We start from the raw sequence: 25,794 nt of genomic DNA, 5'->3' as shown, positions 1-25,794 counted from the left end.
TATTTTGTTATCGTTTTACTAGGTCATTATGAGAGGCTGATAACATGGGGAAAACTGTACTTATTATTTCTTCCGATTATACCGGTCAAGGTCATAAAAGCATAACAGAGTCTTTATGTGAAAAAACTGAATTTCATCCTAACGTTAAAATTCATGTTGTAGATGGCTTTTCACTCGGTGGACCATTTCTACTGAATATAGGCAAATTGTATGGGCCCCTTACAAGACGTTCAGAAAATTTATGGAAGTTTTTATGGAAATTATCAGCTATTCATCCTTCGTACCTTAATGATTTTTTAGAAGTCCTTATTAGAGATAACCTTCAAAAACTATTGGATGAAGTAAAACCTGATATGATTTTATCTGTACATCCTAATTTTAATGGTTCAATTTTAAACATCTTAGAAAAACAGCATCTCAAAATACCCTTTATTACGCTTATTGCAGATCTTGTAAATATTTATCCTCTATGGGCTGACCAGCGGGCAGATTTTATTATCAGCCCCACGTTTGAAGCTCGACACAGGTGTTTAGAATATGGTATTCCAGATGAGAAAATAAAAGTTTTAGGATTTCCAGTCCGTTCTAGATTTTTCAATAAAAATAAAATAAAAAAAGTTCATTATAAAAATGAACAACCCTTCACATGCCTAATCATGAGCGGCGGTGAAGGCGTTGGAAATATGAAAAAGATCGCTGAAACCTTGCTTAATCATTTTGATTGCTCCGTAAAAATTGTAGCTGGAAGAAATGAAAAACAAAGAATTAAGCTAGAAAAATTGCTTAAAAGTCAATATGGCGTGAAAGTGGAGATTTACGGTTTTGTCAAAAATATTCAAGAACTAATGTTAGCTTCTGATATCATTTTTACTAGAGGCAGTCCTAATGTCATGTTTGAGGCGATTGCTACTACAACTCCTCTTATCATCACAGGGGCCTTACCAGGTCAAGAGGAAGATAATCCTGCTTTTGTTGAAAAATTAAATTTAGGAGTGGTATGTAAAAATCCGCATGATATTAAACATACCATCAACACATTGCTTGAAAATAACGGTGAAAAACTAAAGATAATGAAGAAATGCCAGCAGGAATTTATCAATTCAAATGCTGCAGAAGATATCTTCCGATTTATAGTAGAATCTGCAGATCCTTATTATGAAGAGAAAATACTAGCCCAAAAGAGGCGATTACTTTAGTAATCGCCTCTTTATTGAATCGAATTATTTGCGTTAATATAACCCGTTCCGTAAATATTGTCATCTCGATCTCTCCATAGGTCAGCCCCATTTTTTAGCGCGGATTTTACCTCGTCCGGTGTCATGCTTGGATTTTGCTGCTTGACTAATGCAGCAATACCGGCGCAAATCGGTGTTGCCATAGAAGTTCCGGATAAAACAAAATAATCAGTATCCACTCTACTTGATTTTTGCAGCTTGTCCAAATAAGAATTAGGGGAACGTAAGGAAATAATGTTTACACCTGGTGCAAGGATGTCCGGCTTGGTTCCGCCATAGATGGTCGGTCCTCTGCTCGAAAAGCTGGCCACATCATCATCACTTCTCGTTTCAGCCGTATTACGGTCATCTAATGCCCCGACTGTGATGACTTGGTCACTAATACCAGGACTTGCGATTGTTTTTGCATCCGGACCTTCATTCCCCGCGGCTACACAGACAACGATTCCTGAAGCCCACGCTTCCTCAACCATTTTAACCATTGGATCATCATTTTCACTTGCAAACTGCTGTGCTGTACTACCCAATGACATACTAATAATATCAATTTTAATAGGAGGATTCGTCTCATTGTAATCAATGCACCACTGCACGCCGTCCATGACGGTTTCTAAAGAGCCCGAACCTAATTTATCTAGAACCTTTACTCCAATCAGGTTTGCTTCCGGGGCTGGACCTGCATAGCGAAATCCGGAGGCTAGCCCATTCCCAGCGGCATCTCCGGCACAGTGTGTCCCATGGCCATTATCATCATAAGGGTCAGTTCGATCATTAATAAAATCCTTAAAATTGATAATTCTTCCTCCTAAATCCTGGTGCGGATAGATACCTGTATCTACGACAGCAATGGTGACGCCTTTGCCAGTTAAAACTTGGTTATTTCTTACAACATTTTTCGCACTGGCTGAAGGGACAGCTACATCAAGTAAGGCTTTCACCTCTCTATTTAAATAGACTTTCTGAATATGACCACAGTTGGAAAGAATCGCTTCTAGTCCATTAGGTGTTACATCGGCACTGCAACAGGATACCCTTGGAAAATCCCGTTTCATTCTATTTTTTACATGGCTGTTCATGATTTCTTTTACTTCATTGCAGCCAGTTTCATAACAGCCTTTTTTAAATTCGATAATAACAGAAAATTTCCTTCCCGTTTTAATAAAGCCCTCAAACATATTATGCAAAAAACATGGTGTCCATTTGAATGGTTTATAAAGATTCAAGATTTCTTCTCGCAATGGCCGTTCCAGCTTATCCGCATGGGCTCGTACCATTTGAACCATTGAATAACCAAACATTCGCATTCTCCCTTTCATACTTTTTTATATACTATGAAAAGAAGAAAATATAGTAGCGGTAGTAGTCTACTTTTTTTAAAAAAAGGGCTATTATTTAATAGATTAATGATTACAGCTGCTTCGGATTGATTTTACAAAAATTCTGTATTCTACTATGATTAGGACTATATAGATGAACTTTCTAAAAAAGAGGTCAGAATGATGCTGCAAAAGTTTGGTTTTTCACAGTACGAGAGCAAGGTATATGAGATCCTTTCTTCCAATAATGAACCGCTGGATGCGACACAAATTGTAAAATACTCCGGGGTTCCAAAAGCAAAAGTATATGAAGTGTTAACGCGAATGATTGAAAAAGGGCTGGTGCTGGATTCTGTTTCAGAAAAGAAAAAGCTCTATTCTGCGCTGCCGTTGAATCTTGTTATTGAAATGCTGACAAAGCAATTCCAAGCAAATATCGATGATTTGAAACAAAATTCATCCAAAAGACAAATAACCGATGACCGGGTGTGGAGTCTAAAGGTCGATTCCTCGATTCAATTAAAATGTAAACAGCTTCTTTTAGATGCAAAGAAAACCATTCAAATTTCTCTTTGGAAAGAAGACTTTCAAGATTTTCTGCCTGTTTTACTTGAAAAAGAACAAGCGGGTGTGAAAGTAGAGGCACTTGTTGTCGGGAGTGTGGAAGCTGCGCTATCCTCGCTCACGATTTTGTCTCCGAATGAAGAGCATCAAATGTTAGAGAATAGCCGCTTAATCATAACGGATGAAGAGGAAATTTTGTTCGCCGGTGTGGAAAACGGTGCATGGCAGGCAATGATCACAAAATCACCACCCTTTGTAAAATTTTTCGCTGACTTTTTCTACCATGATTTAGCCTTAGCAAAAATCACGAAAAGATTTGAAGATACATTAATGCAGGATGAGGAAATCAAAAACCTATTAATGAGGTTAAGATATTAAAATGGCAGCGGGATAATCCCGCTGCCTTTATTTTATAATGCCTCAAGCGCCATGATCACCATATCATTAAACGTGGTTTGACGTTCTTCGGCTGTCGTTTCTTCCCCTGTGAAAATATGATCACTGACGGTTAAAATCGATAGGGCGTTCACGCCATATTTTGCTGCCAGCGTATATAATGCAGTCGTTTCCATTTCCACTGCGAGCACGCCGTAATCTGCCAGCTTTTTCACAATATCCATACTGTCACGGTAGAATACATCCGCTGACAAGACATTTCCAACCTTTATTTCCATACCCTTTTGCGTGCCTGCTTGATAAGCATTCTGCAGTAAATTAAAGTTGGCACACGGTGCATAATCAATTCCTGGAAAAGCCATGCGGTTGGTATTCGAATCAGTTGAAGAGGTCATCGCAAGAACCACATCCCGGACCTTTAGATCCTTCTGGATTGCCCCGCAGGAACCAACACGAATTAAGTTTTTCACTCCATATTCACGGATTAATTCATTCACATAGATAGAGATTGATGGAATCCCCATCCCTGTTCCTTGTACAGATACTCTTTTTCCTTTATACGTACCTGTAAACCCAAGCATGCCGCGCACTTCATTATAACAAGTCACATCTTCCAAAAAAGTCTCCGCGATATACTTGGCACGCAAAGGATCTCCTGGTAATAAAATATTTTCTGCAATTTCCCCTTGTTTTGCATTGATATGAACACTCATTCGACCATGATGCTGGAGAGGATATCCCCTACTCCATCATCATGCTCACCTCCTCTTGTCTATTTTCAGTTGGTTTTCTTGTGATGGAAAAAATAGCACATAGTAAAGCAAAGATTATAAATACCCCGCCCACCGATGCATTCGCTTGAACCGAATACTGATTGATGACCATTCCACCAATTACAGAGCCTAGTGCAATCCCAATATGCAAGGCTGAGTTATTCAAGCTTTGCTGGATATCCGATGTTTCCGGTGCCGTTTCAATTAAATAATTTTGCTGTGCCGGTGTAATAGCCCAGCTTAAAGCACTCCAAACCATCATCACGATGACAAAAAGCGTACTTGAAAAGGTGACATTTGGCAGGACAAACAGGGCGACGGCAAACACTGTTACGATGGTTAAAATACTTTTCTTTGAACCCCATTTGTCGGCCAGCCAGCCTCCAAAGCCGCCTCCAAACACTGCTGAAATCCCAAAAATAAAGTAAAAAATACTGACCCATGTTGCATCTAAATGTAAGGTTGTTTTTAAAAATGGGGTTAGATACGCATAAAGGGTTAAATGCCCCGTTAAAAATAAAACCGATGTTAACTGTGCTGATAAAGTCTTAGAATTTTTTAAGGTTTGAAGTTGCTGTTTTAGTGAAATCATTGGTTTTGGCTCGATTTTATTTAAGAAGGCATATACCCCGGCCATTGAAATTAGCGTTAGCACGGCGATAAACAGAAATGGCGAGCGCCAGCCGAAATGATTCCCAATCACAAGTCCAATCGGCACCCCTAATACGAGGGATCCGCTGATTCCCATAAAGATGACTCCAATTGCCCGCGCACGATACTCTTCTTTTACAATACTTGAAGCAATGGTTACGGAAAGAACCACTAATAGTGATCCACTTGCAGCAGAGATAATTCTTGAAAGAAATAAAACAATAAAATTAGGGCTGATGAAGGCGATCATATTCCCGCATAAGAAGATCAGCAATGTCCAAAGCAACAGTCGCTTTCTTTCAATTTTCGCGGTTACCGTTAAAAGGACCGGTGAGGCGATCGCAAAAACAAGCGAATATACCGTGATAAGTTCTCCCGCGATACTAATTGAAATGCCAAGGCCATCTGATACGATGTCAAGAATCCCACCGACAATCAGCTCAGCCATTCCGACCACAAATGAAACAATTGCTAAAAGATAGATTCTAAAATTCATGTGGTGACTCCTCCCTTCAATTGGTGGTTATTTTGAACGTTTTCCAATTGGTTACTACCACTATAGTAACCCTTAATAACCTTTTATGGCAAGAGGTTTTTTTACAATAAAATAAACCTAGTGAAATCACTAGGTTTAACTTTTATAAGACAAAGCTCACAATTACACCAGACAGAACGCTGACAAGTGTCGCTCCGTAAAGAAGTTTTAAACCGAAGCGGGCCACGACATTTCCTTGTTTTTCATTTAAGCCTTTAACGGCTCCGGCAATAATTCCGATTGACGCAAAGTTCGCAAAGGATACTAAAAATACAGAAAGAATTCCAACTGTCCGCTGGTCAAAACTTTTTACTGCTTTCGATAAATCCATCATCGCTACAAATTCATTCGTTACAAGTTTAGTCGCCATAATTCCACCGGCACGAACGGTTTCAGATGGGGTGATTCCCATAATAAAGGCCACAGGCGCAAAAATATATCCTAGAAGCTGCTGAAAGGAAATCGAGAACAATAATTGAAATAAATGATTAATCGCAGCCATTAAGGCAACAAAGCCAATCAACATGGCACCTACAATAATGGCCACCTTAAATCCATCGAGGATATACTCCCCAAGCATTTCAAAGAAGGATTGTTTCGCTTCTTCATGGATCACCAAAATATCTTCACTTGGTTCCACCCTATAAGGGTTAATGATGGATGTAACGATAAAACCGCCAAATAGGTTAAGGATAAGAGCCGTTACAACAAATTTCGGCTGAAGCATATTCATATAGGCTCCGACAATCGACATCGAAACGGTAGACATCGCGGATGCACATAGTGTATACAAGCGATGCTCCGGCAGCTGTCCAAGCTGTTTTTTAACCGTAATAAATACTTCGGACTGTCCGACCATCATCGATGCCACTGCATTATACGATTCCAATTTCCCCATCCCATTGACCTTACTAAGAACAAGTCCAATTCCTTTCATTATCAGAGGAAGGATTTTAAGATATTGGAAAATACCGATTAAGACAGAAATAAATACAATTGGCAGCAGCACATTTAAAAAGAATGGTGCCTCTCCTTTATTCGCCAGTCCGCCAAACACGAAGCTTACCCCTTCATTTGCGTATTCCAGTAATTTACTGAAAACAGTAGAGATCGCTTTAATAATGATTAAACCTATTTCGGTATTCAAGAGGATCCAGGATAAAAGAATTTGAATGACCACCATGATGATAATCGGTTTAACCCTTACCCTTTTCCGATCTTTGCTAGCTAATAATGCTAAACCGAATACAAAAAGAAGACCAATAATTGAAATGACATATTTCATACATTACCCCCAGATGATATCAAACGGCAGCCTCTTGTAGACGCTTACAAACGTTTGTTTTGGTTACTACAATCATAGTAACTATTTTTAGAATTTTGTGCAAGAACTTTTTATCTTTAATATGCCCCATAAAACCCCCAACATTTATTCCTTTGCACCACTGTCCACCACAGGCGTACAAAAACACCGCATTTGTCCACGAACGGTGACAGGCACCGTATGAAATAAAAAAGGCGGTTAGTTGAGCACATGCACTGTGTACTCAGCTAACCGCCTTACTTTTTACTTGGTTATTTTGTCACTTTGATTGTATATGGCTTGATTGTTGCGTTGCCATTTACGTCCTTAACTTTAATATAATATTTTCCTGTTTTGAGATGGACGCGCATGACTTCAGATTGCCCTTGTGCATAATAATCTGCGAAGGCTACTCTTTTGCCCTTATGATAAAGGGAGATGACCCCATCAATCTCAGGGCCGCCCGAAACCGAAATATATCCGTTCCATTTGTCTTTTACATTCAACACATACCAGTCTTCATCGCCATACCCTACTCCGCTGTTTAAATTGCCAGTAGCCATCAGCGTATGGGAGCTTTTCTTTTTCAAGACAAGCGGCTTGGATGGTATATTATTCTTCACTTTCGATTTTGCATCTTCGTCCTTTGTCGGAACAGGAGCAATTGATAAATTATACGGTACTAAAGATACTTGTGAAGAACTGGCTGTAAACCCAATAATCATAACGATATAGTTGCTGCCCTTTTCCACTTTAAAGGAACCGTAATTATTAGACGCACCCTCGAACAGCCCTTTTGCTATCACACTGGCCATTTCTGCATCTGCCCCATCGATTTTTCGGTTCTTATTGACATCCTTGTAAACAATCGCAGCTCCATAAATTTGTGAGAAAAGCTCTTTTGGATATTTTTTCAGCATGGCCGCACTAGGCTTTCCGCACTCAAATAACAGACTGTAAATACTTGATTTCTTCCCTTTTAAATAAAACATGTCCACATCATTTGGCGAAGCAAAATTTCCATGGATGGTTGAGGACGGCAAATTTTTTGGAATTGTATCATTATCCTCATATTTATCTCCAGTATTTGAAATAATTAACTTAGAGGACAATTGATACGGATCAAGGGAAATACCTCCCCCTGTCATTGGATTCCCCATTAAATGAATCAAATATGTTTCATTCTTTTTCAAACCGGCAAAAATGGTATCACTTAATTCCCCTGATACCCAATTCGCATCATTCATATTGGTTCCAACTAAATTAAAATCAACAACATCCTTGCCATTTTCATCCTTGCCATTCATAACATGGACAATTTCAATATACGGTTTCACTCCTAATCCCTTAGGCAGACTATATTGATAAATTCCCGTTTTAGATGGCTTAATCTCATACCAATCCTCATCATCCGGCGTTTGCAAATAGCCGACAAGTGTTTTACCGGCAGGCGAAGAAACGGCGCCATCCAAAATCGATTGATAATAATCAGATAGAGATCCATCCGGATTTGTATTACCACTTTTATCTTCATCCGGCGGAATCACCTTGCCTTGAAATTTAACGGTGTAGGGTTCAAGGGATGCCTGCGCTTCCTCACTCGACTTGTCGACAAGAACCATCCCTTTTTCATCTGCAAAATCCAGCATTGGTTTACTCGAAACCTTGACTAAATATTCTGTATTTGGCTGAGCAGGAAATGTCAACGTTTCTCCATCACCCAGTCCTTTACTATCTGCCGCAGCAATTGGCGGGAGCTGATCAAGCGGGGTATTATCCTCCACGGCGTTTTCATCATTTTTTCCCGTTTCTTCATCCACAACAGACAGACTATAGACTTGAATATTCGTATCAATCCCTGGAATTCCCGAGAGCACTACTTTTGCAGCATTCTCATTCTTGGTCTTAAGGTAAAAGTAATCATCATCCCCATTTTCCCCCATTAGCTTTTGCGGTGCGGATGTATACGGCAGTGATGTTACCGCAATTGGCGCATCCGCTGTAGACTCGTCAACCGGCAGTACAGCAGAGCGTTTAATGGAAAGATGATAGGTCGACTGTTTCGCAGAGGAATCATCATAATTTCCATTGATATCACTGACACCAATTGCCATCATTCCGGAAAAAGGAACCTGAATTAGTTTCCCTTCCGTTTTTCCCGCTTGTACCTTGTTTACATCCATTGAAAGGCTCTGGTCCTCTCCATAAACGCGAAGGGTCATTTTATAATCATATTGTTTTGCCCCCGCAAGCACTGTTTGGATATACTCACCTTTTTGAACAGGGAACTGATACCACTTTTGCTGCCGTGGTTTCGTTAAAGATCCTGTTACTGACTTTGTCTTTTTCACTGAAAGTGCGGTTGCATTTTGCAAAATTTCTTTTTTCGTCCAGGTTGTATTTACAAAAGAAGGTAGATTCTTAATATCATACTTTAAGGCTGCGACAGGATTAACGAGGCCCTTTCCATATTTCACATCGTACCCTTTCGCTCCCAAATCATTGGTTGTATGCTCAAGAATATATTCAACCTGTGCCGGTTTTAATTTAGGATACTTGGATAAAAGCAAGGAGGCTGCCCCCGCCACCATTGGTGACGCCATGGAGGTTCCGCTCAGAGTTTGAAAGGTTGATTTTTTCTCATAATCATAAAACGGCGCATAAATATCCTCCCCTGGTGCCACGATGTCCATCGAAGGACCGTAGGACGAGAAATAACTTAAGTGCTTCGATTTATTGATCGAACCAACTCCAATGACTCCTTCGTAGCTGGCAGGATAATTCGGAGCGGAAGTCCCATCATTTCCTGAAGCGGCGACAACGGTTACTCCTTTTTGAATCGCGGTTTTAACCGCATCTCCTAAAATGGATGACGGAATGGGCGAACCAAGACTCATATTAATTACCTTTGCACCGTGATTCGCTGCGTATAGAACTGCTTGGGCAATCGTATAGTCCGTTATAAAACCATCACGGTCAAAAACATCAATGGGCAGGATTTTCACATTTGGGTTGATTCCATAACCGCCAATGCCATTTCCTTTTGCTGCAGCAATAATACCTGTCACATGGGTACCATGCTGATCAGGGGCTCCATGATTCATTGGATTGATTTCATTTACGGCTGGAAGCACTTTTCCCTTTAGTTCCGGATGATTTCCATCAATCCCTGTATCAATGACAGCAACAGTTATTTTATTTTTCCCTTTCAGTTTTTGGGCTTCGGGGATCTTTAACATGGATAGATAGTATTCATCCTTTGTTTTTGGATCTGATGGAACGGAAAATGGTTTATATAGCACACTTCTTTCCATAGAAAGAACCTTACTGTTCTTTTGAAAGGCCTGGGTTACTTTTTGAAGGGAGTCTTTTTTTAGAAGCTTGACCACCATGTATCCCAGCTTTTCCACATTTTGAACGATAATATAATCTTTATTTGCTCCTTTTACTTCACCGAGCAAAAGCGGCTGCTTATACTTGATGATGAGCGTATCTTCGCTAAATAATGGAGTCTTGTTTTCCTCGAGCTTTTCCTTTAGTGACTTTGTTTTCTGTTGAATCAATGCTTTAGATGTTCCAAACTTGCTTGCTGCCGATACCTCGACGGTGGTGGTCAATAGCGTGGATGTCATCAGTGTTGCGCCAATTCCGATGGCACTTAATTTTCGCCAAACCGACTTCATGGATACCCCTCTTTTCTATGAAACTAGCAATATCATACCATATGTTTCCAATAATGAAAGAGTTTAGTTTTCCGTAAATTTCCTCTGTTTTTCGACAAAATGGGGGCAAAAAAAGAGACATCAGGTCTCAACCCCTGATATCTCCATGGTTTTGTTAAAAATCAATATGATCTGGGTCTGGTCCAACACGATGATTCTGATTCAACTGATCAATCTGATCCATCTCATCTTTGGTCAACTTAAAATCAAAGACCGAGGCGTTCTCGACGATACGATGCTCTTTCGTAGATTTTGGAATCGTTACAACCCCGTTTTGCAGGTCCCAGCGCAAAATAATTTGAGCAGCCGATTTTTGATACTTTGAAGCTATTTCTTTCAGAACAGGGTTATCAAGTAATTCTCCTTGCATCAGTGGAGACCAGGCCTCGAGCTGTATATCATGCTCCCGACAAAATTCCTGAAGTGCTTTTTGGGTTAGTCGAGGGTGATACTCTACCTGATTAATCACCGGTTTAATTTCCGCATCCTTCATTAAATCCTCAAGATGGTGGATTTGGAAATTACTCACACCTATTGCTTTGACCCGTCCCTCTTTATAAAGGGTTTCTAATGCTCTCCAAGCTTCTTTATATTTCCCCTCCACAGGCCAGTGAATAAGATATAAATCCAAGTACTCTAAACCTAATTTCTGAAGGCTTGTTTCATAGGCTGCTAGAGTGGATTCATAGCCTAAGTCAGAATTCCAAACCTTTGAGGTTACAAATAATTCTTCCCTTGAAATTCCAGCCTCTTGTAACCCTTCACGGATACCCTGTCCAACCCCCTCTTCATTTCCGTAAATCGCCGCTGTATCCACACTGCGATAACCATGTTTAATCGCAGTTCTAATAGCGTTAACAAGCTCGGGGCCCTCTTCTACTTTAAATACACCAATTCCAAGCCAAGGCATTTTTACACCGTTATTTAATATAGTTCGATCTTGAAGGTTTTTCATAGTTATCTCCTTATTTTAAGAAATTTTTTGTAAAACTCTTTTTTCATCCTTCTGTTCTAAAGCGCGACTCCAGCCTGTTAAAATAACCGCACCTAAAACCATCAGTGCTCCAACCCATGCAGTATGAATCAGTCCAATTGAATCGGTGACCACTCCGCCAAGATAGGACCCAATCGCAATTCCCGCATTAAAGGCAGCAATATTAATTGCGGAAGCGACGTCTACTGCACTTGGTACATAACGTTCAGCCAGCATCACGACATACACTTGTAATCCGGGAACGTTCATGAAAGCCAATACCCCCATAAAAATAATCGTTATTAAGCCGGCTGCCTTAAATGGTGCTGTAAAGGTCAAAACAAAAAGCACAATAGCTTGCAGTATAAACATATAGAATAAAGCTGAAATTGGCTTTCGGTTAGCTGCTTTTCCACCAATTACATTGCCAATTGCAATCGCAAGTCCATAGACAAGTAAAATCACCGCAACAGATCCTTGTTTAAATCCTGTAATTTCCTGAAGTAATGACGATAGATAGGTAAAGACAACAAACGTACCTCCATACCCTAAAGCGGTAATAATGAATAAAAGTAATAACCGGCCATTGGTAACAAGCTTCAACTGGTCTCGGAATCTGGTCTTGATTCCTTTTGGCAAATCAGCTGGTATTAATAGACTGTTTGCAAAAAACGCTATCACACCAACTGCGACGATTGCTATAAAGGCAAATCTCCAGCCAAATTGCTGGCCAATAAAGGTTCCGAACGGAACACCTGTGACCGTAGCTACAGTGAGTCCTGTAAACATAATCGAAATTGCACTTGCCCTGCGATTTTCCGGTACTAAGTTCGCTGCGATGGTGGAGCCGATGGACATAAAAACTCCATGAGAAAATGCAGATACAACACGTGCCAACAGCAAAACCCACACCATTGTTGCACTGGCGGCAATACTATTGCCGATGATAAAAATAACCATGATCCATAGTAATAATGATTTTCTCGACATTCTCGCTGTCAGCGAGGTTAGAATCGGTGCTCCAAAAGTAACCCCCAATGCATATAGAGAAACAGTTAAACCTGCAGTTGTAACCGATATTTTTAAATCCTTAGCGATCAACGGCAATAATCCGACACTGATAAACTCAGTTGTGCCAATCGCAAACGCACTGACTGCTAAGGCGAGCAGCGCCAATGTACTTCTTTTTTTATCTAAACCCATTTTTTCTCCTCCTTATTGTTTTTAGTTGTTTCTGGCAAACTATATATAAAATGTGTGGTTTTGGTCAGCCGGCAAATGTTATTATGGGATATAGTTAACACAAATGGAAGTACGTACTTTAAAGTGATATAGGAACTAAAAAGTTATATAGGTACTTTTTTGTACCTATTGAGAAGGGGAGAAAAATACAGAAGAAATATAATATTTCAGTTGAAGCTACGCTCGAAGTAATCGGCGGAAAATGGAAATGTGTGATTCTTTGCCATCTTACCCATGGAAAAAAAAGAACCAGTGAATTAAAACGCCTCATGCCCAACATTACGCAAAAAATGCTGACTCAGCAATTACGAGAATTGGAAGAAGACGGGGTTGTAAAACGGATTGTCCATAACCAAGTCCCGCCGAAAGTAGAGTATGAGCTTAGTGAATATGGATGGAGTTTAAAGGGCATTTTAGACTCTCTTTGTGCATGGGGAGAAAAACATATTACCAAGGTATACGGGGATAAATTTGCAGTCTTAGAAGAAAACGTATTAAATGATCAGTTGAAGTAAAGGTAGACAAAAAGAAGGACATGAATGAATTAAAATTCATTTGCCTTCTTTTTAATTTGTTTCATAAATAATTTTCCCTGTCTGAGAGGTATCATAATCTCCTAAAGAGTTAATTTCTGATTGAAACTGCCGAGAAGACAAAATGTTTTTTAGCGTCCTTATCAGTTCTTCCATTTCTGAGTTTTTTAGAATAACCAGGTCGTAACGCTCAGTTATTAATGGGATAAAATCGATTCCCACTATTTTGGCAGCTTTTTCGATTCCCACTCCCACATCAGCTGCCCCAGAAGAAATAGCTGATGCCACACTTAAGTGGTTTGTTTCTTCATGATCATAGCCATGAATGTTCCTTGACGGAATCTGATGGAGTCGAAGTTGTTCATCAAGAAGAATTCGCGCACCTGACCCTTTTTCTCGATTGACGATTTTTAGATGTCCCTGTTTTAAATCAGTCCAAGAAGTAACGTTAAGAGGATTTCCCTTTTTCACATAAATACCTGCTTTTCTTGAAAGAAGGTTTAGCAAAATATAAGGGAAGCCCACTAAAATTTTCTTTATGTATGGAATATTAAATTCCCCTGTATCACCATCAAAAAGATGTAAACTAACAATATCGCATTCGCCATTATACATGGAGATAAGACTATTTAAACTTCCATTATAGGAACGCAGCGGCTTATAGGAAGAATTTTTCTCAATATGTTTACTGAGAATATCCAGAACCATGTCCTGCCCGCTAATAATAATATTGTTAGTTTCCCTTTTTTCATTTCTGTGAGAGTCAACAACAGGTGCTTTTATATTTGTCCTTTGATTGGTTTTTTGATTGTTAATATAATGGTCAAGGTCTACTGCATCAATTCTCATCTGCCGACCAACACGGAAAGCTGGCAGCTCACCTTTTTTAACAAGGTCGTAAAGCGTTAATTTCGATACTTTTAATAACTGTGATACTTCTTCAATCGTATAGGAAAGCTCCTTTGACATTTGCATCTCCTCCATCTTTATTTTAACTTACTGGTTATGAAAAATATATTTTTAATAAAAAAATGAAAAAGTGACTTTTGATATATTTTTTTCGTTATAACTAATTATAATTAGTTATAAATAATTATATTTAGTTATAAAGGGAGATGGATTATGAAGAAACAATATCTTTTATTTTTAACAATGGTGCTGTTAATCCTGGCCATGGCTGGCTGTTCAACGTATGAACAGGCGAAAAAGCCGGAAAATCAAAAAGAAGCGGAATTAACAGTTTCAGCCGCTGCTAGTTTGCAAAATGCTTTAAACGACATTAAAACAGCTTTTGAAAAAGAGCATCCAAATGTTATTATTAACTATAATTTCGGCGCTTCCGGTACCCTTCAACAGCAAATTTTACAGGGAGCCCCTGTCGATCTTTTTTTCTCAGCCGCTGAGGATAAATTTGATAAATTGGTACAAGATGGACTAATTGAAAAGACAAAAGGGACAGATCTTGTTGGAAATGAGCTGGTGTTAGTTGTTCCAAAGGATTCTAAAAAAGGAATCAACGCATTTGAAGATCTTGTTAAAGCGGATAAGATTTCGATTGGGACACCGGAATCTGTGCCCGCAGGTCAGTACGCCAAGGAGACATTAGAACATATACATGTATGGAAAATCGTTGAAGGAAAGGTAGTCTATGCGAAGGATGTCCGCCAAGTACTTACATATGTGGAAACAAACAATGTAGATGCAGGGATTGTCTATAAAACCGATGCATTAATTTCTCCGAAGGTTCAGATTGCTGCAAAAGCCAAGGAAAATACCCACGGACCGATTATTTATCCGGTAGGGATGATAAAGAATAGTTCCCACCCAAAAGAAGCGGAGCAATTCTACAACTTTCTTCAAAGTCAAGAATCAATAAAGATTTTAGAAAAGTATGGGTTTAAAGGGCTGCACTAGCATTAGAAAAAGAAACCAAAAAGAGAGGAGGCAATTTTCTTTATTGCTTCCTCTCTTTTTTGATTTACTTATATCCTTACTTCACTTGGCTGTTTAGTCTCTTGACGCTGTTCTTTAATTAAGATTCCACCAAGTAGGCCCAGTACAGTAAAAAATACTGGGATAATAAAACCGTATTGGTAGCCAACACTTGCTGCGGAGGTATGAAAATGATCCAAAACCTTCCCAAAAACCGTTGGCAGTATGACTGCACTTAAAAATCCACCGGTATTGGCGAAGCCTGAAACTACTCCAACCTCCTTCATTGGGAAGGAATTCCGAACTACCGCAAAGGTTAACGCACTTGCCCCGTTACCATAGCCAATCATAAAGAATAAAAGCATTAACATATAGAAGGGCGGCTTACCATTAAATAAAAGAAATGCAGCCCAACTTATAAAGATGATTACATGAACTACCAAATAAGGACGTTTAATGGACTCAACCCGATTGGAAATCCATGTGGTCAGCGGTGCCCCGATAATTGCCCCAATCAAACCGATCATGATGAACTGACTGGCATGCGAACGTGTCATTCCATAAACATGCATCCCATACGGTACTGCCCATGAACCGATAAATCCTACATACGTACCAACAGCACCAAAATGGCAAAAGAAAGTCGCCCATGCCTGCCTTGTCGAGAAAATCCTGCGCAGTAACTGCAATGGATTTTCCTGTTTTTTTACCATTTTAACCTTAGGTGCCTCGTTCTTAAAAATCTGTTTTGGCTTTTTAACCAGCACGAAATAAAGCAGCAGTGCACAAAGACATAAAATAATACCTATAACCAAAAAAGGCGGGCGCCAGCCAAATAAGGAGATCCATGCTGAAAATGGAACGGTTGCCAGCAAGAAGCCAAAACTGCCCGCTATACCGGCCAGCCCCAGCAGTCCCACAAATTCCTTTACTTTGAACCATTGACTTAAAATTAATACAAGGTTCACCCAAATGGTCGCATCCCCCATACCCACTAATAATCGAGAAAGAACAAGGATTGCTCCATTAGGCGCAAGACTATATACTACTGTTCCAATCGCATTCAGCAATGTACCAATAATAAGGAAAAAATTCGGGCCAAACCTGTCTGATAAAATACCGATTGGAATTTGCAATCCGGCATAGGCCAAAAATTGAATACTTGTCATTAACCCGATGGTGGATGCTGTTAAATTAAAATCCTTCATTAACTGATCCGTAATTAATCCCGGTGCCGTTCTTTGACTGACAATTAAAAAATACGTAAACAATACCGAGGCAAAAACAACCCAACGGTATTTGCTATTTTGTTTATTCAATAGTCTCTTCTCCTGATTGTTTTTTTCTTCCTCATATTATACTCCATATCTATTTCGAATATAGAAATTTCCACTCATGGAGGCGTTTACACTACAAAAAAATTTTTTCCCCAACAAAAAAAGGAAACACAGAAGATAAATTTCTCCTATATTTCCTCTTAAAATCGATAAACTGTCCACCTCACGCGGACAAAACGACCAAAAAGTCCACGAACGGTGCCTGTCACCTTTAATGTCACTTTTAATTTTCACTTTTTAATGTCGCTACTTTTAGTAGTGAGTTTTGGCTGATGTGTGCTGCCATGCTTGGAAGGGTTGTTGGTAGTTTTGGGTGAGGATTTGGGTCATTGGGATGGTGCGCTGATTCTTTGGCAGACAGAGTTGTTCATAGATAAATTGGTCGTTAAAGCCGATTCGGGCCGCGTCCTCTGAGGTATTTGCATAATAAACGGCTTTGATTTTCGCCCAATAGATGGCTCCCAAACACATTGGGCATGGCTCGCAGCTTGTGTATAGCTCGCAATCAGTTAGGTCATAGCTGTTTAAATGCAAACAGGCCGACCGTATGGCTTGAACCTCCGCATGGGCCGTAGGGTCTTTTCCCGCCACCACTTGATTCCGCCCCATGCTAATAACCCTTCCGTTTTTGACAATAACGGCGCCGAACGGACCCCCGCTGTTTGTCAGCACATTGTTAAGAGCAATATCCACAGCCGCTTTCATAAATTGGTTATCGATGGTTATTCCCCCCTGATTCCAATAAAATTTTATAAGAAATACAACGATTACGCTGTTTTTAGTTTACTTCTAGTATATTGCCTATAGGGAGCGAAGATTCCCTCGACTTCCTCCCCTCACCACAAATAACCGAAATACAACTAATTGTATATCCCAATTCACTTTAGGAAAAATACATAGGTAAGGCATTATAAATCTAACTGGAAGTGTTAATAACATGCATCAACTAAGTTACTTAATTGCTCATTTCGGATACATGGGAATTATTATCGCCTTAATTGGCGGCATTATTGGACTTCCGATTCCAGATGAGGTTCTTCTTACCTATGTGGGATATAACGTTTTTCAAGGGAATCTTAGCTTCATCCCTTCCCTTCTTTGTGCGGCAAGCGGAGCTTGCGGTGGGATCACATTAAGCTATCTCCTGGGAGTAAAATTAGGGGTGCCTTTTTTAAATCGATATGGGCCAAAGCTACATATTACAGAAGAACGAGTGAATCGGACGAAAAAATTATTTATGAAAATGGGACCCTTCCTCTTATTGATCGGCTTTTTTATCCCAGGAATCCGTCATATTACCGCCTATCTTGCCGGGATTAATAGCTATACCTATAAAAAGTTTGCCTTATTTGCTTATTCGGGTGCTGTGATTTGGTGTTTTAGCTTTATTACATTAGGAAGGATATTGGGAGAAAATTGGACAGCTGTCGCAGGCTATTTTTCGAGATACAGCATTATTTTAATCATCCTTTTCATCCTGGTCACCATTATTCTTTATGCCTATCAGCGAAAAAGAAGAATAAGATTAAGAACTCCTTGAAAATAATTCAAGGAGTTCTTTCTATTTTTACACGACAGCCTTCTCACCATTTTTCCGATTTCTTCTTATTTTATCAGCCCGTAAGACCTTCATGGATAAGAAGATTCCAGATCCGGTTAGGAAAATCATCGCCAGTGCAGTCAGGTCAATCAGCCACTTGATGTTTGTTGTTCCGATTCTGCCTTCGTGAAGCCCTCTAATGATACCCATGAAGGAACCGGAGGTTCCGCGTTCTCCCCCTGGCCCACCCGTCATACCTTTTTGTCCCAGAAATTGACCGTTGGCGTTACTCCCCATCTGACCTTGTGGTTGGCCATTGGACGTTTGACCGCTTGTCTGACTTTGTCCATTTAGAGAATTTTGCTCTTGGTTCTGAGCGTTAGCCTGCCCGGCTGTTTGACTCGAACCAGATGCCGCTGTCCCTTGATTCATCTGCTGCGGCTGAAAGCTGCCCTTTCCTTCCATTTGTGTGGACTGTCCAACTAACCATGGCTCATTCATTAATAATCCTGTAATTGACTCCATTAAGATTAATACCGAAGCAATCAACCCAATCCATAAGTGGGCTTTTCGTGTTTTTTTCATTGATCCATCTCCTCTTAATTGATTATTTTATTATGATGATAAAACCTTAAGTTTTGCTTAAGGCCAATTTTTTAGCATTAGGGAAAAATAATTGCTATAAATCCCCCTTGTTCCTGACAAATCTGATCCGCTGCCTATAAATAGGTTCCTTTTAATTAAGATGATGTTTGACCTAATCCATGCAACCCCTTCATCACCTAAAGAATTTCCTTGCTTGTTAACTATCAAGTGCACCGGTTGGTTCGTCAGCAAGCAGAATCATCGGCTGGCTCATTAATTACCACTCCTTTCTCCTTGTGCCTGTCCTCCGCCGCTTGGAGGCATACCACCGCCCATAGAGCCCATTCCTCCCATACCTTTCATCATATTTCCTGAATTAGTAGAGGAAGAGTTCGCTAACTGTGGTAATTGAATGGATTGGCCTTCTGTAACTCCTTGGATAATTTCAATATAATCGTCATTTGCCAGACCTGTTTTTACCGTCAACTGCTGGGTGTCGCTTGATTGCTCAGCAGCTGCACTTGCGGCAAAAGCCATCACATACTTTTGATTATTAGCCGAGTGTACGGCATCTATTGGAACGTACAATGCATTTTCCTTACTAGCGGTTAATATGCTTGCTTCCGTACTCATCCCGACCTTTAAGTTATCAGGATTACTAATTTTAATCGTCACATCAAAGGTTGAGGAACCGTTTGAGGATGTTCCCTCATTCGCAATTGCTGTTACCTTACCAGAGTAAGTTTTATCCGGGTAAGAGCTGACCGTAACGCTAACCTTTTGATCCTTTTTAATTTTTGGAATATCCAGTTCATCAATTTGGACGACTGTTTTTAAATTTTTATAGTTTGTCAGATGGGCAACAGCCTGGCCGTTTGTGACTCGTTCCCCGGCAGCAACGGAAACCGATGTGATCGTACCATCCGCAGGAGCTGTAATCGGGGCACTGTCATCCGTAAAAGTAACCAATTTATCGCCCTCGCTTACCCTGTCACCAGCTGCAACTAACACTTCATCGATTTCATCATTATCGATTGTTGATTTAATATCCTCACTAGTAACTGGCTGTATTGTACCGGACCCACTGACCTTTACCTCTAATTTTCCTTTTTGCACCACCGCTGTTCGAATCTGTGTTGAAACCTCTTGAGCGCTTGAGTTTGAGGCATAATACTGATACCCGACAAATCCAATGACTAACACACATATGATCATGGCAATCCATTTCTTCATTTTCTAACTCCTTTTTCCACGGTTAGCTTGCGCCCTGCATACCCATGGTTGATTTATTTTGATAAGCCTATTATTGTGAGAAATCCTTAACATTCCCTTAATAAAATTAAAATTTGATTAAAAAATCAAAAAAACGCATGGAACTGTTTTAATGTTCCATGCGTTTTAAAAGCTGCTATTCCGTAGAATCAGCTTAGTGGCAATCATGATTTTTTTCGCAATTTTTCTGCCTTCGATTCTTTCTAACAGCGTATCCACGGCTGTTTCCCCCATAAGTTCGGTATAAACCTTCACCGTACTCAAGGCTGGAAAAACGTATTTTGCAAGGCTGATATCATTCACTCCGATAATGTTCACCCGGTCCGGTACAGAAATGCCTTCCTCTAGCAGCGCTCGAAGTGCACCAACGGCTATCGAATCATTAGCTGCAAAAAATGCCGTCGGCAATTGTTCCTTATGTTCGTCAATTGCCCTTTTCATCAACGAATGACCATCCTGAACTGAAAAGCTGCCGTTATACATATAGGCTTCATTTAGAAGACCTTTTTCAGCTAAGTAACGCTTAAAGGTTGATTCCCGCAGGTCTTCAATCGTCGAGGTTTTGTCCCTAAATACTTCCCTGCCACCGATATACCCAATCCTCTCATGACCCTTTTTAATCAGATGGTCGAGTACTTTTTTTGTTGCCTTTTCAAAATCAATCACAATCGAATCAAATTGCTCCTCATCCGGGGAGTAATCGACAAAAACAATGTTTTTCGTAATCGAACTTAATTCTTTTACCTGTTTGCTGCTGAATTTACCAATAGCAATCAGTCCGCGCAAATCATCTTGCTTCAAATCCTCGATATTGTCTTGGAAGTATGACGCCATTTGAATCCCATGATGGCGGCAGCGATTTTCCACTCCTAAGCGAATCGACATATAATACAGATCTTCCAGCTCTTCTTTTTCTGTATACCACTGGAGAAGGGCAATTTTTCCGGATTCCTGCTTTCGGGCCGGCAGTTTTTTATAGGAGAGTTCTTCTGCTGCTTCAAAAATTCTTTTTTTCGTATCATCGCTGACAGATAGAGTAGTGTCATAATTCAAGACACGGGAAACGGTCGCGATTGAAACTCCAGCTAATTGGGCAATATCCTTAATTGTAGCCATAGTTAAAACTCCTTACTGATTAACAAAGAAACGATACGTTGTTTTCCCAAAGTATACTTCTTCTGGATTCAAAATGATAGATGGAAACGCTGGATGATGAATCGCATCCGGAAAGCCCTGTGTTTCCAGACAAACTCCTAAATAATCCCGAGCCGAAACACCTGAAATCGAATAGGGCCCCTCTAAAAAATTGCCCGTATAGAGGACAACGCAAGGTTGATCTGTTGTTACCTCAAGCGCACGTCCACTTCCTTCATCTTTGAGCAAAACGTTATTTTCTCCTTCTTTTGAAAAAATCAGCGGGTGGTCGTAGCCATTTCCAACCAAAACATTTTGATCGTACGTTGAGCCCATACCATCCCGCAGCTTTCGGCCTTGGCTAAAATCAAAGGGAGTCCCGGCAGTCTCGATCATTTTACCAGTTGGAATTAAATCTGGCCCCAATTCTAAAAAGTGATGGCTGTCCAGCTGCAGGATGTGTTCAGTAATATCCCGTTTTATATGACCGCTCAAATTAAAATAAGAATGATTCGTTAAATTGACCAGCGTTTTTTGGTCAGTTCTCGCTTCAAACGTTATTTGTAATTCATTATTATTGGTTAATAGATACGTAACTGCTGTCCCTAAATTACCTGGATAGCCCTCTTCACCATCCGGAGAGTGATAAAAAAACTTTATACCGATTGCCTGGTCTTTTTCCAGTTTTTCAGCCTGCCAAATTACGGAGTTAAGGCCTTTTTGACCGCCGTGAAGATGGTTAGCTCCCTCATTTTTCGCAAGAAGATATTCTTTTCCATCCAACTCAAAACGGGCATCTTTAATTCGGCCTGCCACCCGGCCCACAACGGCGCCAAAATACGGAGACCACTCTAAGTAATCATTAAAGTTGTCGAATCCGAGCACAACATTTTCGATTGTTCCGTTCCGGTCTGGGACCATAATTTTCGTAATCACACAACCGTAATTCAGGCACGAGACAGACATACCAGAATCATTGACCAGTGTATATTCGATTATCTGCCGGCCATGATCATCTCCGAATACTTGATCTATTATTTTCATGGTTTCTTGCTCCTTCGTTTATAATGACGCAATAAAACGTTTAAACCCGGCTGCCCCCGCTTCATTTCGTTTAAATACACCGGCATCCTCGAGCACCCGTAGGAACTTCTTGCCGACTTCTTCTTTTACGAATAGTCCTGCATCCATTTCGTTAGAAAAACGTGCTTTTAACTGCTTAGCCCACTCCATATGATAGTCCGCAACTACCGCTGCTTGGCCCTGGATAAACTTTTCCACCTCTTCCAGTTCATCCATTAAACGTGCGGGTAAAACAGCAAGTCCCATCACTTCAATCAGGCCAATGTTTTCCTTCTTAATATGATGAACATCTTGATGCGGGTGGAAGATTCCCAGCGGATGCTCCTCACTCGTCCGGTTGTTCCGAAGAACCAAATCCAATTCGAAAATGGCCCCCCTTTTTCGGGCAATTGGGGTAATCGTATTATGCGGCGTTCCGTCGGTAGCCGCTAGAATTCCAAGCGAAACATCACTATAGTTTTTCCATTTTGTTAAGATATGTGCGCCTGCCTCTACAAGGGCTGCTTTTTCTTCCGAACACAGGCGAATAACCGACATCGGCCATTTCACCACTGACCCTTGAACGTTAGGAAATCCATCAATGGTAAAATTCCAGTCTGAATCCGCCTTCGCCATCGCAAATTCATAGTTGCCGCCCTGGTAGTGATCATGGGATAAAATCGAGCCGCCGACAATCGGCAGATCTGCATTCGAGCCGAGAAAATAATGAGGAAATTGCTCCACAAATGTTAAGATACGCAAGATGGTCACCGGGCTTATTTTCATATCGGTATGGTTTTCAGACAAGACAATGCAATGCTCATTGTAGTACACATATGGCGAATACTGTAAATACCAGTTTTGCTCCAAAAGATTGACACGGATCATCCGGTGATTGGAGCGGGCCGGGTGGCCAATTCTCCCCGCATAGCCCTCATTCTCAATACAGAGCAGACATTTCGGGTAATCATTCTTTTTCGCTTCCCGCTCTAGCGCAATACTCTTCGGATCTTTTTCAGGCTTTGATAGATTAATAGTTATATCCAATTCACCATAATCGGTTGCCGCTTTATACTCAATATTTTTGGAGATCCGTTTCATTTGGATATAGTTACTGTTTTTACTTAAATCATAAAAATATCCGGTTGCTGTTTGTGGACTTTGTTTATATTTTTCATAAAATATCTGATTCACCGTTGACGGCCTTGCCATCAAACAGTTCATTACCTTGCTTGAAAAAATTTCTTTTTCATCAAAAAGGTCCTCAATGATCCCTTGCCCGCAAGCATAGTCGACAATCAGCTCAAGTAAATCGGGGATGGAGGGACCTGATTCTATTAAAGACTCGGGTTCCTTAAACTCTGTTAATTTCAGCAGCGTCAAGATTTGGTTTCGGGCATAAATCTCATCTTCCTGCTGTATTAATTGGGCAGCAAGTGCTTGGTTCAGTAATTGCTGGATTACATGTTCAATCATTTTTTTCACCTCTATTTTTGATAGCCGTTCGGATGATGCTGATGCCAGTTCCATGCATCACGAATGATTTCGCGGATGGATGTCCTGGTCGGGTTCCAGCCTAGTATCTGCTTAGCTTTTTCCGAAGAAGCGATAAGAGTGCTTGGGTCGCCTGATCGGCGTTCGCCCATGACAACAGGTAGTTCAATGCCCGTTACCTCTTTTGCAGTCTCAATAATTTCTTTTACGGAAAATCCTTGGCTGCTGCCAAGATTGAACACATTACTCTCCCCGCCATTTCGCAAAAGTTTTAGGGCCAGCAAGTGCGCAGCAATTAGGTCCTCGACATGAATATAATCGCGGACACAGGTACCATCCGCTGTATCATAATCTTCACCAAATACCGTTACAGCAGTTCTTTTTCCGAGAGCCGCTTCTAAAACAACAGGAATTAGATGGGTTTCCGGATTATGGTCCTCGCCAATCTGACCGTCCCCTCTTGCTCCGGCAACGTTAAAATAACGAAGTGACACATATTTAAGATCAAAAGCTTTCTCACACCAGGAAATCATTTTTTCCATCGTCAGTTTTGTTTCGCCGTACGTATTGGTTGGATTCGTAGCTGCGGCTTCTGTAATCGGCATGACCATTTGTTCACCGTATACCGCTGCTGTTGAAGAAAAGACGATGTGTTTTACTCCGAATTCCTTCATCATCTCCAGCACGATTTGGGTTCCGTACACATTGTTATCAAAGTATTTTAACGGTTCCGTCATTGATTCTCCTACCAGAGATTTCGCAGCAAAATGGAGGATGCCGTCAATGGTTTCTTTTTCAAAAACTGATTGCATAAACTCGCGGTCACGGATATCTCCTTCGTAAAAACTTGCTTTTGGATGGACAGCATCCCGGTGTCCTGTTTGCAAATTATCGATGACAACGACTTGGAAATTTTGATCGATTAATTGATATACAGCGTGTGAACCAATATAGCCAGCCCCACCTAAAACTAGAATACTCATCTTACCGCCTCCATTTCTACTTCTTTCGCTCCATCGCCAATGCTTGCTACATAAAAATCGGCATCATAGCCAATTTTTTCGCGATAGGCTGCACCGACATTGCCAATAAAATTCTCGACTTTTTCGTTTTCGACAATTGCAATTGCACAGCCGCCAAAGCCGGCTCCCGTCATCCGTGCCCCAAGGACTCCTGGCTGTTTCCAAGCTGCTTCTACTAAGCTATCAAGCTCGATTCCGGTAACCTCGTAGTCGTCCCGTAAGGATATATGGGATAGGTTCATTAATTGACCGAAGGCCTCCAGGTTTCCAGCCTTTAATTCTTGCAGTGCCTTCAAGGTTCTCATATTTTCATAGACGGCATGTTTCGCCCGTTTGCGAATGGTTTCGTTTGTGATGAGGGATTGATTGGCATCATACTCTTCTTCTGAAAGCTGACCAAGCGCTTCAATTGGCAGTTTTTTCTGCAGCTGCGAGAGGGCCTCTTCACATTCGCCTCTGCGCTCATTGTATTTGGAATCCGCTAATTCACGGCGTTTGTTCGTGTTCATGATTAAGATTTTGTGGTTTTCAAGTTTGATGGGTGCGTATTCATAGCTTAATGTCTGGCAATCTAGTAAAATCCCGGCATCATGTTTGCCCATCCCGATCGCAAATTGGTCCATGATTCCGCTGTTAACACCGATGAATTGGTTTTCAACTTGTTTTCCTAGCTTGATTAACTCAAGGCGCGGGATTTCTAATCCGAAAAGACCATCCACTAGTGCCCCGGTTAACAGTTCAATGGATGCCGAGGAGGAAAGTCCGGCCCCATTTGGGATATTTCCTTGGATGACGCATTCAAAGCCGGTTGGAATTCTGTACCCCGCTTCGATGATATAGCGAATCATCCCTTTTGGGTAATTGGCCCAGTTATCTTCTTTTGCGTAATCAAGGTGGTTTAAGTCAAATTCAATAATGCCTTTTTCAGGGAAGTTTGCTGAGTATAAGCGGACCAGCTGATCGTCCCGTTTTTTCGCAATGGCATAGGTTCCATAGGTAATTGCACAGGGAAACACATGGCCACCGTTGTAATCAGTGTGTTCGCCGATTAAATTAATTCTGCCTGGTGCGAAGAATGCTTTTTCGGGTTTGGTTTGAAACAAATCTTGGAAGGTTGTTTTTAAGGTAGTAACGTTCATTTTAGAGACCTCCGTTATTTAGAAATCTTTCTTT

General features: G+C 40.6%; 22 protein-coding genes. 5 read left to right on the top strand and 17 right to left on the bottom strand.

Annotated features, from left to right (window positions below; all coding sequences use genetic code 11):
• Positions 1-44 precede the first annotated feature (44 nt).
• Positions 45-1,196, top strand: a complete 1,152-nt coding sequence (locus tag ACFQZ9_RS11140) for a glycosyltransferase family protein (RefSeq protein WP_498943823.1) — start codon at positions 45-47, stop codon at positions 1,194-1,196.
• Between the two features lie 11 nt (positions 1,197-1,207).
• On the opposite strand, the gene ACFQZ9_RS11135 is transcribed toward ACFQZ9_RS11140, so the two are convergent.
• Positions 1,208-2,533: a S8 family peptidase gene (locus ACFQZ9_RS11135; protein ID WP_498943822.1), complete on the bottom strand. Its 1,326-nt coding sequence runs from the start codon at positions 2,531-2,533 to the stop codon at positions 1,208-1,210.
• A 201-nt stretch (positions 2,534-2,734) separates the two neighbouring features.
• Between ACFQZ9_RS11135 and ACFQZ9_RS11130 the strand changes: the two genes are divergently transcribed.
• Positions 2,735-3,493, top strand: a complete 759-nt coding sequence (locus tag ACFQZ9_RS11130) for a TrmB family transcriptional regulator (protein ID WP_198313037.1) — start codon at positions 2,735-2,737, stop codon at positions 3,491-3,493.
• 32 nt (positions 3,494-3,525) lie between these two features.
• Here ACFQZ9_RS11130 and deoD read toward each other — a convergent pair whose 3' ends face one another.
• From deoD to ACFQZ9_RS11100, 6 genes are all read right to left on the bottom strand, one after another.
• On the bottom strand, positions 3,526-4,224 hold the full coding sequence (gene deoD / locus ACFQZ9_RS11125) for a purine-nucleoside phosphorylase (protein ID WP_498943821.1): 699 nt from the start codon (positions 4,222-4,224) through the stop codon (positions 3,526-3,528).
• A 28-nt stretch (positions 4,225-4,252) separates the two neighbouring features.
• Complete coding sequence (locus tag ACFQZ9_RS11120) at positions 4,253-5,431, bottom strand: MFS transporter (RefSeq protein WP_498943820.1); 1,179 nt, start codon at positions 5,429-5,431, stop codon at positions 4,253-4,255.
• A gap of 142 nt (positions 5,432-5,573) precedes the next feature.
• Positions 5,574-6,755, bottom strand: a complete 1,182-nt coding sequence (locus tag ACFQZ9_RS11115; RefSeq protein WP_198313034.1) for a NupC/NupG family nucleoside CNT transporter — start codon at positions 6,753-6,755, stop codon at positions 5,574-5,576.
• A 290-nt stretch (positions 6,756-7,045) separates the two neighbouring features.
• Positions 7,046-10,456: a S8 family peptidase gene (locus ACFQZ9_RS11110; RefSeq protein WP_498943819.1), complete on the bottom strand. Its 3,411-nt coding sequence runs from the start codon at positions 10,454-10,456 to the stop codon at positions 7,046-7,048.
• Between the two features lie 154 nt (positions 10,457-10,610).
• Entirely contained in the window at positions 10,611-11,450 is an 840-nt protein-coding gene (locus ACFQZ9_RS11105; RefSeq protein WP_498943818.1) for an aldo/keto reductase, read from the bottom strand.
• Between the two features lie 15 nt (positions 11,451-11,465).
• Positions 11,466-12,671: an MFS transporter gene (locus tag ACFQZ9_RS11100; RefSeq protein WP_498943817.1), complete on the bottom strand. Its 1,206-nt coding sequence runs from the start codon at positions 12,669-12,671 to the stop codon at positions 11,466-11,468.
• Between the two features lie 185 nt (positions 12,672-12,856).
• Here ACFQZ9_RS11100 and ACFQZ9_RS11095 point away from each other — a divergent pair, with 185 nt between their 5' ends.
• Positions 12,857-13,225 carry a winged helix-turn-helix transcriptional regulator gene (locus ACFQZ9_RS11095; RefSeq protein ID WP_198313030.1) on the top strand — a complete coding sequence of 123 codons (369 nt, stop codon included), beginning with the start codon at positions 12,857-12,859 and terminating at the stop codon, positions 13,223-13,225.
• A 51-nt stretch (positions 13,226-13,276) separates the two neighbouring features.
• Here ACFQZ9_RS11095 and ACFQZ9_RS11090 read toward each other — a convergent pair whose 3' ends face one another.
• Entirely contained in the window at positions 13,277-14,212 is a 936-nt protein-coding gene (locus ACFQZ9_RS11090) for a helix-turn-helix transcriptional regulator (protein WP_498943816.1), read from the bottom strand.
• 153 nt (positions 14,213-14,365) lie between these two features.
• Here ACFQZ9_RS11090 and modA point away from each other — a divergent pair, with 153 nt between their 5' ends.
• On the top strand, positions 14,366-15,157 hold the full coding sequence (modA, locus tag ACFQZ9_RS11085) for a molybdate ABC transporter substrate-binding protein (protein ID WP_498943815.1): 792 nt from the start codon (positions 14,366-14,368) through the stop codon (positions 15,155-15,157).
• Between the two features lie 68 nt (positions 15,158-15,225).
• On the opposite strand, the gene ACFQZ9_RS11080 is transcribed toward modA, so the two are convergent.
• Positions 15,226-16,494, bottom strand: a complete 1,269-nt coding sequence (locus ACFQZ9_RS11080; RefSeq protein ID WP_498943814.1) for an MFS transporter — start codon at positions 16,492-16,494, stop codon at positions 15,226-15,228.
• 270 nt (positions 16,495-16,764) lie between these two features.
• Positions 16,765-17,232 carry a nucleoside deaminase gene (locus tag ACFQZ9_RS11075; protein WP_498943836.1) on the bottom strand — a complete coding sequence of 156 codons (468 nt, stop codon included), beginning with the start codon at positions 17,230-17,232 and terminating at the stop codon, positions 16,765-16,767.
• A 217-nt stretch (positions 17,233-17,449) separates the two neighbouring features.
• On the opposite strand from ACFQZ9_RS11075, the gene ACFQZ9_RS11070 reads away from it, so the two are divergent.
• The gene (locus ACFQZ9_RS11070) at positions 17,450-18,052 is read left to right on the top strand and encodes a DedA family protein (RefSeq protein WP_198313025.1); all 603 of its coding nucleotides are present in this window, start codon (positions 17,450-17,452) and stop codon (positions 18,050-18,052) included.
• 27 nt (positions 18,053-18,079) lie between these two features.
• Here ACFQZ9_RS11070 and ACFQZ9_RS11065 read toward each other — a convergent pair whose 3' ends face one another.
• From ACFQZ9_RS11065 to ACFQZ9_RS11035, 7 genes are all read right to left on the bottom strand, one after another.
• Positions 18,080-18,637 carry a PepSY-associated TM helix domain-containing protein gene (locus ACFQZ9_RS11065; RefSeq protein WP_498943813.1) on the bottom strand — a complete coding sequence of 186 codons (558 nt, stop codon included), beginning with the start codon at positions 18,635-18,637 and terminating at the stop codon, positions 18,080-18,082.
• A gap of 273 nt (positions 18,638-18,910) precedes the next feature.
• Positions 18,911-19,870, bottom strand: coding sequence for an efflux RND transporter periplasmic adaptor subunit (locus tag ACFQZ9_RS11060; RefSeq protein WP_498943812.1), 960 nt, complete (start codon positions 19,868-19,870; stop codon positions 18,911-18,913).
• Positions 19,871-20,035: 165 nt separating this feature from the next.
• On the bottom strand, positions 20,036-21,025 hold the full coding sequence (locus ACFQZ9_RS11055; RefSeq protein ID WP_498943811.1) for a LacI family DNA-binding transcriptional regulator: 990 nt from the start codon (positions 21,023-21,025) through the stop codon (positions 20,036-20,038).
• A 12-nt stretch (positions 21,026-21,037) separates the two neighbouring features.
• Complete coding sequence (locus ACFQZ9_RS11050; protein WP_498943810.1) at positions 21,038-22,087, bottom strand: aldose epimerase family protein; 1,050 nt, start codon at positions 22,085-22,087, stop codon at positions 21,038-21,040.
• Between the two features lie 18 nt (positions 22,088-22,105).
• Entirely contained in the window at positions 22,106-23,581 is a 1,476-nt protein-coding gene (galT, locus tag ACFQZ9_RS11045) for a UDP-glucose--hexose-1-phosphate uridylyltransferase (RefSeq protein WP_498943809.1), read from the bottom strand.
• 11 nt (positions 23,582-23,592) lie between these two features.
• Positions 23,593-24,582: a UDP-glucose 4-epimerase GalE gene (galE, locus tag ACFQZ9_RS11040; RefSeq protein WP_498943808.1), complete on the bottom strand. Its 990-nt coding sequence runs from the start codon at positions 24,580-24,582 to the stop codon at positions 23,593-23,595.
• A complete protein-coding gene (locus ACFQZ9_RS11035) occupies positions 24,579-25,760 on the bottom strand; it encodes a galactokinase (RefSeq protein ID WP_498943807.1) in 1,182 nt (393 codons plus the stop codon). Before ACFQZ9_RS11035 ends, galE begins: the two co-directional genes overlap by 4 nt.
• Between the last annotated feature and the right edge of the window lie 34 nt (positions 25,761-25,794).

Origin of the sequence: Neobacillus sp. GCM10027624, from assembly GCF_042675345.1 — a bacterium.
In the GTDB taxonomy this organism is placed as follows: Bacteria; Bacillota; Bacilli; order Bacillales; family Cytobacillaceae; genus Neobacillus; species Neobacillus cucumis_D.
Note: the sequence above shows the minus strand (reverse complement) of the source record. Positions and strands in the feature narration are given on the sequence as shown.

What these genes read in the sequence shown, in the direction of transcription:
- ACFQZ9_RS11140 (WP_498943823.1), top strand. Translation starts at nt 45, where the DNA reads ATGGGGAAAACTGTACTTATTATTTCTTCCGATTATACCGGTCAAGGT.
- ACFQZ9_RS11135 (WP_498943822.1), bottom strand. Translation starts at nt 2,533, where the DNA reads ATGTTTGGTTATTCAATGGTTCAAATGGTACGAGCCCATGCGGATAAG.
- ACFQZ9_RS11130 (WP_198313037.1), top strand. Translation starts at nt 2,735, where the DNA reads ATGCTGCAAAAGTTTGGTTTTTCACAGTACGAGAGCAAGGTATATGAG.
- deoD (WP_498943821.1), bottom strand. Translation starts at nt 4,224, where the DNA reads ATGAGTGTTCATATCAATGCAAAACAAGGGGAAATTGCAGAAAATATT.
- ACFQZ9_RS11120 (WP_498943820.1), bottom strand. Translation starts at nt 5,431, where the DNA reads ATGAATTTTAGAATCTATCTTTTAGCAATTGTTTCATTTGTGGTCGGA.
- ACFQZ9_RS11115 (WP_198313034.1), bottom strand. Translation starts at nt 6,755, where the DNA reads ATGAAATATGTCATTTCAATTATTGGTCTTCTTTTTGTATTCGGTTTA.
- ACFQZ9_RS11110 (WP_498943819.1), bottom strand. Translation starts at nt 10,456, where the DNA reads ATGAAGTCGGTTTGGCGAAAATTAAGTGCCATCGGAATTGGCGCAACA.
- ACFQZ9_RS11105 (WP_498943818.1), bottom strand. Translation starts at nt 11,450, where the DNA reads ATGAAAAACCTTCAAGATCGAACTATATTAAATAACGGTGTAAAAATG.
- ACFQZ9_RS11100 (WP_498943817.1), bottom strand. Translation starts at nt 12,671, where the DNA reads ATGGGTTTAGATAAAAAAAGAAGTACATTGGCGCTGCTCGCCTTAGCA.
- ACFQZ9_RS11090 (WP_498943816.1), bottom strand. Translation starts at nt 14,212, where the DNA reads ATGTCAAAGGAGCTTTCCTATACGATTGAAGAAGTATCACAGTTATTA.
- modA (WP_498943815.1), top strand. Translation starts at nt 14,366, where the DNA reads ATGAAGAAACAATATCTTTTATTTTTAACAATGGTGCTGTTAATCCTG.
- ACFQZ9_RS11070 (WP_198313025.1), top strand. Translation starts at nt 17,450, where the DNA reads ATGCATCAACTAAGTTACTTAATTGCTCATTTCGGATACATGGGAATT.
- ACFQZ9_RS11065 (WP_498943813.1), bottom strand. Translation starts at nt 18,637, where the DNA reads ATGAAAAAAACACGAAAAGCCCACTTATGGATTGGGTTGATTGCTTCG.
- ACFQZ9_RS11060 (WP_498943812.1), bottom strand. Translation starts at nt 19,870, where the DNA reads ATGAAGAAATGGATTGCCATGATCATATGTGTGTTAGTCATTGGATTT.
- ACFQZ9_RS11055 (WP_498943811.1), bottom strand. Translation starts at nt 21,025, where the DNA reads ATGGCTACAATTAAGGATATTGCCCAATTAGCTGGAGTTTCAATCGCG.
- ACFQZ9_RS11050 (WP_498943810.1), bottom strand. Translation starts at nt 22,087, where the DNA reads ATGAAAATAATAGATCAAGTATTCGGAGATGATCATGGCCGGCAGATA.
- galT (WP_498943809.1), bottom strand. Translation starts at nt 23,581, where the DNA reads ATGATTGAACATGTAATCCAGCAATTACTGAACCAAGCACTTGCTGCC.
- galE (WP_498943808.1), bottom strand. Translation starts at nt 24,582, where the DNA reads ATGAGTATTCTAGTTTTAGGTGGGGCTGGCTATATTGGTTCACACGCT.
- ACFQZ9_RS11035 (WP_498943807.1), bottom strand. Translation starts at nt 25,760, where the DNA reads ATGAACGTTACTACCTTAAAAACAACCTTCCAAGATTTGTTTCAAACC.